8 protein-coding genes and 1 pseudogene are annotated in these 15,003 nt (G+C 71.0%); 3 read left to right on the forward strand and 6 right to left on the reverse strand.

Going from position 1 to position 15,003, the window contains the following annotated elements:
• From E4V01_RS01930 to E4V01_RS01955, 6 genes and pseudogenes are all read right to left on the reverse strand, one after another.
• A pseudogene (locus E4V01_RS01930) lies at positions 1-473 on the reverse strand (transposase); the annotation flags it as partial.
• Between the two features lie 226 nt (positions 474-699).
• Positions 700-3,591, reverse strand: coding sequence for an autotransporter domain-containing protein (locus tag E4V01_RS01940; RefSeq protein ID WP_135297213.1), 2,892 nt, complete (start codon positions 3,589-3,591; stop codon positions 700-702).
• A gap of 21 nt (positions 3,592-3,612) precedes the next feature.
• Complete coding sequence (locus E4V01_RS26490; protein WP_256371237.1) at positions 3,613-3,747, reverse strand: hypothetical protein; 135 nt, start codon at positions 3,745-3,747, stop codon at positions 3,613-3,615.
• Between the two features lie 35 nt (positions 3,748-3,782).
• Positions 3,783-7,190 carry a hypothetical protein gene (locus tag E4V01_RS01945; RefSeq protein ID WP_135297214.1) on the reverse strand — a complete coding sequence of 1,136 codons (3,408 nt, stop codon included), beginning with the start codon at positions 7,188-7,190 and terminating at the stop codon, positions 3,783-3,785.
• A 204-nt stretch (positions 7,191-7,394) separates the two neighbouring features.
• Positions 7,395-10,562: an efflux RND transporter permease subunit gene (locus E4V01_RS01950; protein WP_060769040.1), complete on the reverse strand. Its 3,168-nt coding sequence runs from the start codon at positions 10,560-10,562 to the stop codon at positions 7,395-7,397.
• A gap of 8 nt (positions 10,563-10,570) precedes the next feature.
• Entirely contained in the window at positions 10,571-11,755 is a 1,185-nt protein-coding gene (locus tag E4V01_RS01955; RefSeq protein ID WP_245517408.1) for an efflux RND transporter periplasmic adaptor subunit, read from the reverse strand.
• A 485-nt stretch (positions 11,756-12,240) separates the two neighbouring features.
• Here E4V01_RS01955 and E4V01_RS01960 point away from each other — a divergent pair, with 485 nt between their 5' ends.
• The 3 genes from E4V01_RS01960 (at position 12,241) to E4V01_RS01970 (ending at position 14,982) form a co-directional block, all read left to right on the forward strand.
• Entirely contained in the window at positions 12,241-13,317 is a 1,077-nt protein-coding gene (locus E4V01_RS01960; RefSeq protein WP_060769041.1) for a sensor histidine kinase, read from the forward strand.
• The gene (locus tag E4V01_RS01965; protein WP_060769042.1) at positions 13,305-14,057 is read left to right on the forward strand and encodes a LytTR family DNA-binding domain-containing protein; all 753 of its coding nucleotides are present in this window, start codon (positions 13,305-13,307) and stop codon (positions 14,055-14,057) included. Before E4V01_RS01960 ends, E4V01_RS01965 begins: the two co-directional genes overlap by 13 nt.
• Before the next feature lie 82 nt (positions 14,058-14,139).
• Positions 14,140-14,982, forward strand: coding sequence for a hypothetical protein (locus E4V01_RS01970; RefSeq protein ID WP_135297216.1), 843 nt, complete (start codon positions 14,140-14,142; stop codon positions 14,980-14,982).
• The last annotated feature ends 21 nt before the right edge of the window (positions 14,983-15,003 follow it).

Below are 15,003 nucleotides of genomic sequence, written 5' to 3' on the forward strand. Positions count from 1 at the left end.
GACCTTGAAGCCGAAGTTGCGCAGCTGGCCGCGCAGGTCGCTCTCGATGTCGTAGGCCTTGCGCTGCAGGAGCTTACGCGAGGTCAGGAGGAGGCGGCGCTGCTGGCTGGCCGGTGTCTTGACGTAGACCGGCTTGAACAGCCCGACCCGCATCATCTGCGCGATGCCCAGGGCGTCGTTGCGGTCGGTCTTGTTGATGCGCGCCGAGAGGGCGGCGTGCATGTGACGGGTCTCGACGCAGATCGCCGGCAGTCCGACCTCGACCAGGCCAGCGTAGAGCCACGGCGAGAGCGGTCCCGCCTCCAGGCCGACCCCGCGCGTAGGCATGGCCGAGATCGATCAGATGCCGGCCGATCACCTCGGGGTGGCTCTCGACGGTGGCGCGGTGCACGACCTTGCCGCGGATATCGACGATGCAGATCGCTGTCTCCTTCACGGAGACATCGAAGGCCGACGTGGTGCTGCTCGCTCATGGTAGCGCTCCGGGATTGGATCGAAGCGCCATCATGCCGCCGCTTCCGCCGCGCGAGGCACTCCGAATACCACATCTGAGCCCCGCGCGCCGACGCGTGTGTGTCGAGCACATCGTTCAGACGATGAAGGTGTCCGAGCGTCGCGCGTGCCGTGCGCTCGGCCAGACAGGCGCACCGTGGCGCTGGATGCCCCACGACCTGCCGCTTTGGGCAGGGGGAGTGCCGACTACATGCGATAGGAGAAGGTCAGGAATCCGCCGTGGCTGATGGCCCGATCCGATAAACTGCCGTCGTACTGCATGCGCAGATCCAGGTTGTCACCGGCGAACACTTGCAGGCCGGCACCGACCCGCGCCGCGGCACGCGCCTGCGGGACGACGGTGGTGAAACCGTCCACCGTGGTCGGCGCGCCGATGAGACGCGTCGTCGTCCGCCACTGGGTGTCCGTGCGAACATCGACGCCAGCCGAGACGAAGCTGCGCAGGACGGTGTTCTCGGTCAGGCCCTTCCGCAGGCCGAACTCGATCGCCGGCGTGACCACCGCGGTAACCTGCTCGGACGCCTCGTGGCGCAGGCCGAACGCGCCGAGGCCCGCCTCCGTGTACGGCCCAAGACGTGAGTGGATCACATCAAGGTTGACGAAGGGGCGGATGTACAAGTCTTCGAACGCCACCGTGTAGGCGGCCCGTATCCGGCCGCCCAGGGTGGTGGGCGCCGTCGAGCCAACGCCCGTGCCGCCGAAGCCCGGCAGGCTGTTGGTGCGCCGCAGATCGATGTTGCCGATGGAGCCGAAGACTGCGCCGGTCATCAGCCAAGGCCCCTCCTGCCGCTTGACGGTCAGCACGGCGTGACCGACGTCGGCGATGCCGTGCACACCGTCGCTGGCGCTCATTCGTCCGTTCTCGTAGGCAAGGGCGCCCCCGAGGAACCAGCCCGGCGCCACCTCGCCCTGGCCGCCGGCCTGCAGGATCGTGTTGTCGGCGTGGAGCCGGCCACGGTCCCCGTCGCCGTTGGCGACGGCCGTGTGCCCCCCGAGTCTGGCATAGGTGCAGGTCCCCTCGGTCAGGAACGCCGTGCTGGCCGCGAAGATTGGGCAGGACATCGCAGCGTTCACGGCGAAGGCGGCGTTCTGCGCCCGCCACGCACCGACGGACAGGCTCGACCGGGGGCCGAGTTGGCCGAGATGCTGCCCGTATTCGCCGGGTGAGGCCGCGGCCCGGTCGAGGGCGGCGAAGAGCGTGCCGAACTGAGGTGTTCCGGCGGTGAACACGCGATCGAGATAGCCCGCCGCCGCCTGTCGTCCCGGCGTCAGCGCGAAGCGGGCGTCCGCAAGGCGTGAGCCCGTCGCGACGAGGTTGAGATGCTGGCCCGCCTGCGTGCTGGAGGGAACGACGGCGAAATCGAACAGCGCCGTGGAGGCGGCGGACAGGCTTCCCGTCGTCCGGCCCTGCACCGTGAGCACCGGAACCGGGCTGTTGGCGACCACGCTTGCGAGGCTGGCCTCGACACTGCCCGCCAGCGTCGCGTCACCGGTCACGACGAATTGCCCCGCAGTCCGCGCGGCGAAGTCGGCCCGCGTCGTCAGCCGCCCCGAGGGCGTCTGGACGAAGCTGCCGGTGATCACGGCCTGGCCCGTATCGGCGGTGGAGGGCTTGAGCGTGCCGTCGTTCGTCAGCGTGTACGCGTTCGAGCCGAGCCGGGTCGAGCCGGCGATCGTGCCGTCATTGGTGACGTTCACGCCCGATCCGCCGGTATAGTTGATCGCGAGGTTCGACAGGGCCGAGACGCTGGAGCCCTGGCCGACCGTGATGCGGTTGCTCGCGTTCCCGCTCTCGATCCAGATGCCCGCGCCCTGGCCGCTGCCGCCCGTCACCTGGGCCGGCGCAACATAGCCGAGATTGACCGTCACCGTGTTCGCGCTGACGTTCTGGCCGTTCACGCTCTGCGCGAACACGCCCACCGCGTTCTCGCCGGTGGCCGAGATGGTGCCCTGCAGGACGAGGGACGCGAGGCCGGCCAGACCGTCGCTGCCGCTCGGGTTGCCCATGGAGGCGGCGTAGAACTGCGAGCCGATCGTGCCGAGACCGCCGCCGCGCCCCACGCTCTGCGCGACGATGCCGAAGGCGCCGGGGCCGGTGGTGGTGATGTCGGCCAGCGACGTGACGAAGACGCTGCCGCCGTCGCCGCGGCTCGTGCCGAACGTCTTGGGATCGACGAGCGAAGGCGTGATACCGGCCTGATAGCCGGCCGCGATGCCACCGCCGCCGCCCACCGACTGCGCGACGAGGCCGTGCGCCCCCAGCCCGGTCGTAGCGATGGTGGCGTTGGAGGGCAGGTTGACCGTGATGCTGCCGCCGTCACCGCTCGACCCCTGGCCGCCGAGCCCGCTCAGGCTCGGCAGCACGCCCGAGCCGGTCGCGAGGCCGCCGCCGCCGCCCACCGATTGCGCGATCAGGCCGTAGGCGCCCATGCCGGCGGTGCGGATGTTCAGGATCGGGTTGTTGACCAGCACATTGCCGCCGTTGCCGGAGCTTCCCGAGGCGCCGCCGAGTCGCAGGTCGATCGTGCGCGCGGTGCGCCCGGCGGTGGACGCGCCGCCGGCCAGCCCGGTCGAACCGGCCCCGGTCAGCCCGCCGCCGGCACCGATCGACTGCAGCACGATGCCGTGCCCGGATTCTCCGTAGGTCGTGACCGTGATCGGGTTGCCGCTCGACGAGGGGGGCAGCGTGACCGATCCGCCGCCCCCGCTCGCCCCGCGGGCGCCGATGGTCAGCGCCGCGTTGCCGGAGAGGCCGCCGCCGGAGGACGCTGCGCTGCCGGACGGTCCGGTGCCGTCCACGGCGGTGCCGCCGCCGCCGCCGATCGACTGGGCCAGGATGCCGATCGACTGAAGGCCGCTGCCGAGGCTGCCCTGGCCGGCCAGGCCCGTGGTCACCGCCGCGCCGCCGATGAGCTTGATCGTGACGTCTCCGCCCGATCCCGAGGCGCCGCCGGCACCGCCCAGCGTCAGGGCGGTGTTCACCGTCAGCGCGCCGTCGGCGTAGGTCAGGCCGCTCGGCCCGTCGGCGACGAAGGCCGTGCCGCCCCGGCCGCCGCCGCCGCCGATCGACTGCGCCACGAGTCCCGGTGCGTAGTCGCCCTAGGTCGTGATCCGGCCGCTGTGCTGCAGGACCACGGAGCCGCCGTTGCCGGCCGAGCCGCCCGCCCCGCCGACGGTGAGGTTGAGCTTGGCGTCGAGGGCGATATCCGAGTCCGACGACGCCTCGGCGGCCATCGTGCGGCTCCCGCCGCCGGGCGCAGGAGACCGGCTCAGGGGCCTGCCGGGGCGCCATCGCCGGCGTCGGTGCCGGCCGAGCCGCCGATGCCGCCACCGCCGCCGACCGACTGCGCGAGCACGCCGGGCGCGTCGTTGCCGACCGTGGTGACCGAGCCGTCGCTGGTCACGGAGACCGCCCCGCCGGATCCGCCCGTGCCGCCGGTACGGCCGAGGCTGATCGTGCTGGCGACGGTCCCCTTCACCGAGCTCCCCTCGGGAAGGTCGATCGGGCCGATTCCCAGCGTGCCGCCGGTGGCATTGCCGCCGCCGCCGCCGATCGATTGGGCGAGGGCACCGATCGCCCCGGAGCCGGACGTTCGGATCGTGGCGCCGGAGCCGATGTCGAGCCCGGCCTGGCCGCCGTCATTGCCCGAGCCACCCGAGGCACCGAGGCTCATGGTCAGGTCGAAGGTGGTCGCGTTGCCGATGGCGTTGAAGCGCGACGCTCCGAGACCGGCATTGCCGCCGCCGCCACCGACCGACTGCGCGACGAGACCGAACGCGTAGTCGCCGGTGGTGAGGATGGAGACCGGACCGCTGCCACCTGCGTTCACGTTCGCCGTGTTGCCCGAGCCACCGTTCGCGGCCGAGCCGCCCATGGCCAGCGCCAGCTTGACGCTCGTCGAGCCGGCGTCCTGGGGGCCGTACTGCGAGACCGACCCGATCGTGCCGGCCATGGCCGAGGAATCGCCGCCCTGGCCGCCGCCGCCGCCTGTCGATTGCGCCACCGCGCCGTGGGAGCCGGTGCCGGCGGTGCGGACCGTCGCGCCGCCGCTCGTCCCGGCGGCACCGTTCCCGAGATTGACCACCGCGACACCGCCATTGCCGCCGCCGCCGCCCGTCCCGCCATTGGCGTAGGCCGCCGCGATCGCCAGCGTCGGCGAGTCCGGCAGCGACGGGCGGCTGATCGCGACGGCGAGCGCGTTGGCGCCGCCGCCGGCACCGCCGCCGCCGCCGATCGACTGCGCGAGCACGCCGATCGCATCGACCGGGGGCGCCACACCGGAACCGCTCCCGGTCGTGACCGTGGCGCTCCCGAGGCTGACGGTGACCGCGCCGCCGCTGCCGCCGTTGCCGCCGGAACCGCCGATCGCCGCCGCGAAGCTGAAGCCGCCGGTCGCCGTGACGGCGGACGCGTTGCCGCCCGAGCCGCCACCGCCGCCGATCGACTGGGCCAGGATGCCGTCCGCCCCCGAGCCGGCAGCGGTGATGGTCGCGCCCTGCGCCGTGGCCGAGACCGTGCCGCCGTTGCCGCCGCCGCCGCCGCTACCGCCCAGGGTGTAGGTGGCGACGACGCCGGCGGCGGGGGCGTTCCCGCCGTTGCCGCCGCCGCCGCCGATCGACTGCGCGATCGCGCCGTGGCTGAGCCCGCCGGCGGTCGAGATCGAGCCGCCAAGCGTCGTGGTGACCGCGCCGCCGTTTCCGCCGGCCCCTCCCGAACCGCCCTTCGAGGAGAAGACCGCACTCCCGTCGCCACCGTCGCCGCCGCCGCCGCCGATCGACTGCGCGAGCAGGCCCGCCGCGGCGCTCCCGCTCGTCACGAGGCGGCCGGTATGCCCGACGCTGATCGCGCCGCCCGTCGCACCCGCGATGCCCGCCCCGCCCGCGGCGCTGAAGATATCCCCGGAGGTGCCGCCGCCGGCGCCGCCGCCGCCGCCGATCGACTGCGCCAAGAGGCCCTGCGCGAAACTCCCCGCGGTCGTGATCGTCCCCGCGTTGTTCACGGTCATGAGGGCGATGGATCCGGGCGACCCGCCCGCGCCCGGGCTGCCGACGAGCGCGTTGGCGTTGGCGCCCGGTCCGCCGTCGCCGGAGACGCTCTGGACCAGGATGCCGCGGGCATTGGCGCCGGTCGTGGTGATCGCGCCCGCGTTGGTGAGGCTGATGCCGGAGGCCCCTCCGCCGTTGCCGCCGGCGCCCGCCGTCGAGAGCGGCCCGTTCGCATTCCGGGCCTCGCCGCCCTGGCCCCCGGCCGACTGAACGACGACGCCGTGCGCGCTGTCGCCCGTCGTGCTGACGACGGTGGGGGCGGCGAGCACGGCCTGCACGCTGCCGCCGTCGCCGCCGTTGCCGCCGTTGCCGCTGGTGATGTCGGAGTTGCTGCCGGCGGTGCCGCCGATACCGCCCACACCCCCGAGGGACCGCAGCGCCAGCCCCGGCGAACCGTTGCCCGTCGTCCGGATGGTGAGGGCGCCGTTCAGGGTGACGTCGATGGCGCCACCGGCGCCACCGGCACCGCCCGAACCGGAACTGCCGCCTCCCCCGGATTGGGCGCTGCCGCCGTTGCCGCCGTCGCCGCCCTGCGAGACCAGCAGCATCCCCGGGGACGAAGCCCCCGACGTCGTCAGCGACTGGGTGCCGGCGCTGCGCACGCTGATCGTGCCAGGGCTCGCGCCCCCGCCGCCGCTCCCGGCGAGGGAGTTGAACTGCAGGCCACCGCCGGTGTCGGCCCCGGTGCCGCCGACGCCGCCCTGGGCCAGCAGCGACACGGCGGCGGCGTTGACCCCCGTAGTCGCGATCGTATTGCCGCGGCTTCCCTGCGCGAGCGAGAGCGAGATGCCGTCCGCCGCCCCTCCCGGACCGCCCGGGCTGTTCTGCTGGCGGTCCTCCAGGCCGCCATTGCCACCGGGGCCGCCGGTCTGGATCGCGACGAGACCGGCGAGGTTGGGGCCGCTCGTCGTCAGGCTGCTGTCGGTGAGGGTGATCGCCTGCGCCTGCGCCGTCCCGCCCCCTCCGCCGCGTCCGTCGTTGTTGCCCTCGCCACCCGTGCCGCCGACCTGCTGGATGCGGATGGCGGCGCCCGTGCTGGTGCTGGTGGTCTGGACGGACAGGCTCGCGCCGCTGATCGAGGCCGACACCGCGCCGGCGGCACCGCCGCTGGCGCCGTTGATGCCCTCCTTCTCGGAGGCGTCGCCCTTGCCGCCCAGGGACTGGATCCAGACGCCGTAGGCACCGTAGGTGAAGCTCGCGATCTGGCTGTTGAAGCTGACCGCGCCGCCGAGGCTCACGGCGATCGGACCGGCCTGACCACCGGTATCGGGGGTTTCACCTTTCGATTTGTCCGTCCCCAGCGCGTAGAGGTTGAGGATGCGAAAGTCGGTCGGACCCGTGTCGGAAGAGGGAGCGGTGATCGACACCGAGCCCTGGTTCGTGAAGGTGAAGCCGCAGCTATCGGGGTCGCCGCCCGCGGAACCGACATTGATCGCGTCGTGCGTCGAGGGTGTCGTCGCGTAGGACACGCTGCCCGCGTTCAGGACGCTGTACGCATCGGGCTGTGAATAGAATGACGGCAGCGCCCCCGGCGGCACCGTTCTCGAAGTCGTCGTATTGGAATTGCAGCTCAGCGCATGGGCCGGGCAGACGAAGGCGAGGGAGAGCGTCAGGCCGCAGGCAATGCGCATCGTCGTCTTTCAATGCTCGGCGGTGAAACCGAATCGAAGTCAGTACTGCCAAGCTTTTGTCCGGCCGGCCCTGACACAGGCCAGAGCTTTGCGACGAACCGGGCGGAAACCGCGACGAACGGGGCAGGCCGCACGGCCGGTCGGCTTGTTGTGGTGTCAGGACGAGCCGTCCTCAGCGCGCCGACGGCTTTCGGCGCGGCGCGGTCAGTGCCGCTCCCCGCTCGTCCCGGCCACGATCCGCGGGATCCGGCCCCGCAGGCGCCATTCCTCGAAGCGCTGCAGCACGACGTAGAACGAGGGCACGAACAGCACCGCGAGACAGGTCGAGGCGGTCATGCCGGACAGCACGGCGATGCCGATCGACTTGCGCGCCGCCGACCCCGCGCCCGTCGCGGTCACCAGCGGCACCACGCCGAGGATGAAGGCGAACGAGGTCATCAGGATCGGGCGGAAGCGCATCCGCGCGGCTTCGAGCGCCGCGTCCGCGATTCCCATGCCTTCCATCCGCCGCTCGCGGGCATATTCGACGATCAGGATCGCGTTCTTGCTGGAGAGCGCGATGAGCAGGATCAGACCGATCTGCGTGTAGAGGTTGTTGGCGATGTGCAGGCCGAGAAGCGCCCCGACCGTGCCGAGCAGCGCGAGCGGCACGGCGAGCAGCACGGCGAGCGGCAGGATCCAGCTCTCGTACTGCCCGGCCAGGACGAAGTAGACCAGCAGGATCGCGAGGCCGAACACGACGTAGAGCTGCGCGCCGACCGCCTTCTCCTGGTAGGACATCGCCGTCCAGTCGGAGCCGGTGCCCGGCGGCAGAACCCGCCCCGCGACCTGCTCCATCAGGTCGAGGGCCTGGCCCGAGCTGAAGCCGGGGCTGGCGGCGCCGACGATCGTGGCGGCCGGATAGAGGTTGTAGAGGCTGATCAGCGACGGGCCGACCACGGACTTCACCGCGACCAGGGTGCCCAGGGGAATCATCGTGCCGTTGCCGGCCCGGACCTTGAGGGCGCTCACGTCCTCCGGCACCAAGCGGGCGTCGGCCGCCGCCTGCACGTAGACCTGGAAAGTGCGGCCGAACTTGTTGAACTGCGTCACGTAGGTCGAGCCGACATAGCCCGACAGCGTCGAGAACACCTGCCCCACCGTGACCCCGAGCGCCTCCGCCTTCACGCGGTCGACCGTGACCGCGAGTTGGGGGACGCCCGCTCGGAAGGAGGTGTTCAGCCGCTGCAGGCCGGACTGGGTGCCGGCATCCGCGACGACGGTGCGCGCAAGACGCTCCAGAAGTGTGTAGTCGAAGTTCCCGTCGCGCAGCTCGACCTGCATGGTGAAGCCGCTGGCATTGCCGATGCCCTGGATCGGCGGAGGGACCAGAACGATGGTGGTCGCGCCCTGGATCTCGGCCAAGCCCGCGTTGAGCCGGTCGTAGAGGCTGCGCAAGTCCTGGCCCTTCGCCTTGGTGCGCTCCTCCCAATCCTTCAGCACGACGTAGGCCACCCCGGCGTTGGTCAGGGTCGCGTTGTTGTCGAGCACCGAGACCCCGCTGATGGCGAGCACGTGCTCGACGCCGGGCGTCTCCTTGGCGAGCGCGATGACGCGCGCCATCACGGCGTCCGTGCGCTCCTTCGAGGCGCCGTCCGGCAATTGCGCGCCGATCAGGACGTAGCCCTGGTCCTCCGTCGGCAGGAAGGCCGTGGGCAGACGCGTGAGGCCCCAGGCGGCCATCCCGATCAGCACGAGGGCCACCGCGACCGTCGCGGCCGAGGCCCGGACCATGCGCCGGATCAGCGCGACGTAGACCCGCTCGGCCGCGGCATAGGCTCGGTTGAAGGCACGATAGACGATGTTGCGCCGCTCGGGCGGCGTCGGATGCCTGAGCCAGAGCGCGCACTGCGTCGGCTTGAGCGTGGCGGCGTTGATGGCACTGATCAGGGCGGTCGCCGCGATGACGAGGGCGAACTGCCGGAAGAGCTGTCCCGTCAGGCCCGGCAGGAAGGCGGCGGGCACGAAGACCGACATCAGCACGAGGGTGATGCCGATGATCGGGCCGAACAATTCCTCCATCGCCTTCTCGGAGGCCTCGCGCGGCGACAGACCCTGCTCGATGTGGTGGGTCACACCCTCGACGATCACGATGGCGTCGTCGACCACGATGCCGATCGCCAGCACGATGGCGAACAGGGTGGAGAGATTGACCGTGAAGCCCAAGGCCGCCATCGCCGCGAACGTGCCGATGAGCGTGACCGGTACGGTCGTCGCCGGCACGAGTGTCGCCCGCCAATCCTGAAGGAAGATCAGGATGACGAGGAGCACGAGCACCGCAGCCTCGAACAGCGTCGTGTAGACTTCGTCGATCGAGGCCTGGACGAATTTGGTCGTATCGAAGGGAATCGCGTGCACGAGCCCCGGCGGGAAGGAGCGGGCGAGTTCGTCCATCCGCTTGCGCACCGCGCTCGCGACCATGATCGCGTTCGCCTCCGGCAACTGGTAGATGCCGATGCCCGCGGCCGGCTGTCCGTCGAGCGTGAACGACTGGCTGTAGGTCTGCGCGCCGAGTTCGACACGCCCGACATCCGACAGGCGCGTGATCCGTCCGCCGTCCTGTGCGTCGGCCTTCAGGACGATGCGTTCGAAGTCGGGCACGTCGTTGAGCCGCCCGCTCACGTTGAGCGTGTACTGGAAATCCTGCCCCTTCGGGGCCGGAGGCGTGCCGATCGCGCCCGCGGCGACTTCCTGGCTCTGCTGGCGCACGATGTCGATCACGTCCGAGGGCGTCAGGCCGCGCGCCTGCAGCAGGTCGGGATCGAGCCAGATGCGCATCGCGTACTGGCCCGCGCCGAGGACGCTGACGCTGCCCACGCCCGGCAGGCGGGCGAGTTCGTTCTGGACGCGGATGACGCCGTAATTCGACAGGAACAGACTGTCGTAGCGATTGTCCGGCGAGGACAGCGTCACGAATTGCAGGATCGCCGTCGATTTCTTCTGCGTCGTGACGCCCTGCACCTGTACCGCCTGGGGCAGCGAGGGCATCGCGATGGCGACGCGGTTCTGCACGAGAACCTGCGCCTGGTCGGCATCCGTGCCGATCGCGAAGGTGACGGTGAGCGTGTAGGTTCCGTCGCTGGTGCTCGTCGATTGCATGTAGAGCATGCCCTCGACGCCGTTGACCTGCTGCTCGACCGGCAGGGCCACCGTATCGACGACGGTCCGCGCGCTGGCGCCGGGATAGCGCGTGGTCACCTGCACGGTCGGCGGAACCACGTTGGGATATTGCGCGACGGGCAGGCCGTAGAGGGCCACGGCGCCGATCAGCAGCATGAGGAGCCCCAGCACGTTGGCGAGGACGGGCCGCTCGATGAAGAAGCGCGAGATCATGGTCGGCCTCAGCGCTGCGAGGCGGCTTGGACGGGTGGCGCCGCTTGGACGGGCGGCGTCGCTTCGGCGGAGCGCGCCTGCGTTCGGACCGGCGCCACCTTGATGCCGGGGATCGCGCGCTGGAGACCCTCCGTCACCACCCAGTCGCCGGCCTGCAATCCGGCCTCCACCACGCGCTCGCGGCCCTCGCGTGGCCCGAGCGTGACGGGCCGCTGCGCGACCGTGTCGTCCGCGCCGACAACGAGCACGTAGGGCCCCTGCTGCCCCGTTCCGATCGCGTCGTCGCGCACGAGCAGCGCCTTCTGAGCCTGCCCGACCGGGATCTGCACCCGCACGAACAGGCCCGGCACGAGACGGTGGTCGGGATTGGCGAGGCGGCCCCGCGCCAGGAGCGTCCCGGTCGCGGGATCGACCTGCGGCGCCACGTAATCGAGATGGCCGGTATGCGGGTAGCCTGCTTCGGTCTGAAGGCCGATCGCCACCGGGATGCGCGCGAGATCGCCCAGGGTGCGCCCCGCCGCGGCCAGCGCTTGCTTGACCTGCAGCACCTGCTGCTCGCTGACGTTGAAGGAGACGTAGAGCGGGTCGATCTGCACGATCGAGGCGAGCTTGGTCGGCCCGCCGACGCCCACCAGGGCGCCGACATCCACGAGGTGATTGGTGACGATGCCGTCGAAGGGCGCCAGGACCTGCGTGTAGCCCAGATTGATCTGCGCGAGTTTGAGATTGGCTTGAGCCTGCGTGACGCCGGCGATCGCCTGATCGAGCCGGGACTTGGAATCCTCGACCCGCGCCTGCGACGCGTACTCGGATCGCCCGAGCGTGGCCTGCCGCTGGTAATCGGACTGGCTGTTGGTCTTCGCCGCCTCCTGGGCGGCCAGGGCACCTTGAGCCTGCTGAAGCTGGGCGTCGTACGTGTCGCGCTGGATCGAGAACAGCGGCGTGCCCCGGCCGACGGTTGCGCCGTCGGTATACGCGATGCCGGTCAGGTAGCCCTGGATGCGCGCTTCGAGATCGACGGAGGCGAACGCCTTAGTGTTGCCGGTCAGCTCGAAGTAGCGCGTCACCGCCCGTTCGACGGGCTGGGCCACCTGCACGACCGGCGGCGGCGGCGGCACGTACTGGTTCCCCTCCTGGCAACCGGCGACCAGAATCGTGAGGCCGCTGGCGATAAGGCCGGCGAACAGGCCGATCCCGCCGGTCCCGACGTCGGCGGGCCCGGCGGCGCGATCGCGCCGAGCGGCGCAGAACACCCGGCGCCTCATCAAGACACCGAAGGGAGAGGATCGTTCGGGGCCTCGTCCCGAACGATGGTCACCGGCTTTCGGAAACAGAGGATGCGAAAACAACAGTCCAGCGCATCGGCCCGGGTCTGTTTTCCCGGATGACATGCCCGAACGCCTCGCAAGAATCCCGGTCACCGACGGCTCTCCGTCTGACACGACGGCGCGGCGGGCGTTTCGAGAGAGACACGGGGCATGCGGCACGGTCGAATCGCTCCACGGGTACAAGCTGAGCTGGTCGCTCATCCGCAGGAGCGCGGGCCAGTCCTTTGCGACGAAACAGGCAGATTCCACGACGAACCAGGTATTGCGAAAACGGCCTGTTGCAGTCTTCGGTCAGCGTGGTTTGATCCGGGGCGCGGCGGCGCCACGGCATCGACCAGTTCGGGGGATGGATGACGGACGAACGCTGGGCAGCGCGGTTACCGGACTTTTGGCAGGCCGACCTCGTCGGCTTCGCCTTGCTCGTCATCGTGAGCATTTTCGTACGCGTGCCGCTCTACGGCGATGCGGGCGCCGCCCTCACGATCACGCTTCTGGTCGATCCCGTGTGCCTGCTGGCCGCACTCTTGATGCGCCACCGACTGACGCGCCCGAACGAACCGGTGCGGGGCGGCCTGCCGAGAGGGCTCGTCGTCGCCATCCGCGTGGTTCTGCGCTGTGTCGGGGCCGCCATTCTTCTCGCCGTCTGGGTCCGGCTCATCTGCCTGTGGGGCAATTGGAGCGTGCCGCACTGGCTGGTCTGGCAGTCCTGGGCCACGCCGATCGGCTTCTATGCGATCGTGCTCCTCATCTGGACCCTCACCTACCTGTGGTGGCACGAGCGCGACGCGGCCCGGACGGCACGCCAACGCGCCGCGCAGGCCGAGACCGAGGCGCTGCGGCTCGAACTCACCCACCTGCGCCAGCAACTCGATCCGCACTTCCTGTTCAACGCCCTCAACGGCATCGCCGCCGAGATCCCGGTTCATCCCGCAGCCGCGACCGCGATGGTGTGCGAACTGGCCGACTACCTGCGCTACTCCCTCGAACAGCGCGACCGGACGGTGATGCCCCTGCGCCGGGAGATCGAGGCGGTCGATTCCTACTTGGCAATCCAGAAGGCGCGATTCGGGCCCGGCCTGCGCTACGTCGTCGAGATCGATGAGGCGGCGCAGGGCATGCTCACGCCGAGTTTCCTGCTCCAACCGCTCGTCGAGAACGCCATCAAGCACGGGGCCACCGAGGGGAAGCAGACGCGCTACGTTCACATCGCAGCCCGTTCCGGACCCGATGGCCTTGCACTCAGCATCTCCAATCCCGGCCGGCTCGATCCCCGCTGGCGCACGAAGGGCAATCCCGGCGTCGGGCTGGCCGTCCTGCGGCGGCGGCTGGAACTGCTTTACCCGCTGAACCACCGGTTCGATCTCCGGCAGGTCGGCGGCGACGTCGTGGCCGAGCTGAGCTTGGCCGGGTCGCCATGCTGCGTCTGATCCTGGTCGATGACGAGCCGCTGTCCCGCCAGCGCCTGCGCTATCTCCTCGACGGGCGGGCGGATGTCACCCTCGTCGGAGAGGCTGGCTCCGTGTCGGACGCCGTCCGCCTGATCGCGCAGGAGCGGCCGGACGGCGTGTTCCTCGATGTCGAGATGGGGGATGGGACCGGCTTCGACGTCCTGGGCCGCCTCGTCCACCCGCCCTGCATCGTCTTCGTCACGGCGTATTCGCATCACGCTGTCGATGCCTTCGGCGTGCAGGCCGTCGATTATCTCCTGAAGCCCGTGCGCCAGAGCCGGCTGGAGGAAGCGTTGCGGCGTCTGGAGGCGGCCCTCCGGCGAGCCGAACCGCGGATTCCGGACAAGGCTCCGGCCATGTTCCACATGCGGCTGCCCGGACGCGCCCTGTCGGTTCCTCATGACGCGGTCGTCCTCCTGAGTGCCGAGCGCGACTACACGCGGATCGTTCTCGAAGGTCGTCCGCCGCTGCTGATTCGCCAGACGCTCGGACGGAGCGCGGCGGAACTCCCCGACCAGACCTTTCACCGGCTTGGGCGGTCCCTCATCGTCAACCTCGACCGTCTCTGCGAGGTCGATCAGAAATCTCGCGACACGACCTGGATCAGGCTCGCGGGATGGGATCAGGGCGTGCTCCTCGGTCGCGCCGCATCCGACGACCTGCGTCGAATCCTTTCCTCATCGAACAAACGACCCGCCGCCGATCGACCCTGTCCGTAGAACGGAGCGGCCGAACGGCGCCACGAGACTCTCATCGCGGACGAACACCGGCACCTTCGGATGGCTGCTTGCCGCGCGCCTCGTGCAGGGCTTCGCAACCGGCGCGGCGATCGGTGCCCTCGCGGCCGGCCTGATCGATGCCGACCCGGAGCGGGCGCCGCTCGTCAACAGCCTCACACCCCTGGCCGGGCTGGCAGCGGGCGCCCTCGGCAGCGGGGGCGCTCGCCGAGGCCGCACCCGCGCCGCTGCACCTGTCCTACGGGCTCCTGCTCCTCGTCTTCGGGGCGCAGGCCGCGACCCTCGCCCGTGTGGCCGAGACGGCGCCCTGCGGCCGCGAGCCCTGGCCTCCCTCGTCCCGCGGATCCGCGTTCCAGCGGGCGCGCGCCGGGCCTTCCTCTCGGTCCTGCCGATCGACATCGCGGTCTGGGCGCGGGGCGGCTTCACCCTGTCGCTGGTTCCGAGCCTCGTGCGCGAGGCCACCGGCTCGGCGTTCGCCCTCGCCGGCCCCGCGGTGGTCGCAGCGCTCAACGGCGCCGGGGCGCTCGCAATCCTCCTCGCCCGCCGGCATCGCCCGGACCGGGTGGTCGCCATCGCCGCGCTCCTCCTCGCCACAGGCACCGCCATGACGCTGGCGGGCGTCGTCGCCGGATCGGTGACGATCATGCGGGCCGGAACGGCGCTCGCCGGCTCCGGCTCCGGCTTCCTCGGGGTATTGCGGACGACGCTGGGCGACGTCGCGCCGACGGAGCGGGCCGGGCTGATGGCCGCCCTTCTGACCGTCAGCTCTCTCGCCTTCGGCCTCCCCGCGATGGCAGCGGGCGTCGCCGCCCGCGCCTACGGCCTCGTACCGACCGCGCTGGGCTACGGGGCCGGCACGATGCTGCTGGCCTTGGCGAGCCTGCCGCTGGCGCGAAGGCAGCGTTGATCAGCAGCGATCCGATTTCGA

The sequence above is a fragment of the Methylorubrum sp. Q1 genome, assembly GCF_004683995.1.
Classification (GTDB): Bacteria; Pseudomonadota; Alphaproteobacteria; order Rhizobiales; family Beijerinckiaceae; genus Methylobacterium.

Coding starts and splice junctions, on each gene's coding strand:
- E4V01_RS26490 (WP_256371237.1), bottom strand. CDS start 3,747: ATGGCCGCCGAGGCGTCGTCGGACTCGGATATCGCCCTCGACGCCAAG.
- E4V01_RS01945 (WP_135297214.1), bottom strand. CDS start 7,190: ATGCGCATTGCCTGCGGCCTGACGCTCTCCCTCGCCTTCGTCTGCCCG.
- E4V01_RS01950 (WP_060769040.1), bottom strand. CDS start 10,562: ATGATCTCGCGCTTCTTCATCGAGCGGCCCGTCCTCGCCAACGTGCTG.
- E4V01_RS01960 (WP_060769041.1), top strand. CDS start 12,241: ATGACGGACGAACGCTGGGCAGCGCGGTTACCGGACTTTTGGCAGGCC.
- E4V01_RS01965 (WP_060769042.1), top strand. CDS start 13,305: ATGCTGCGTCTGATCCTGGTCGATGACGAGCCGCTGTCCCGCCAGCGC.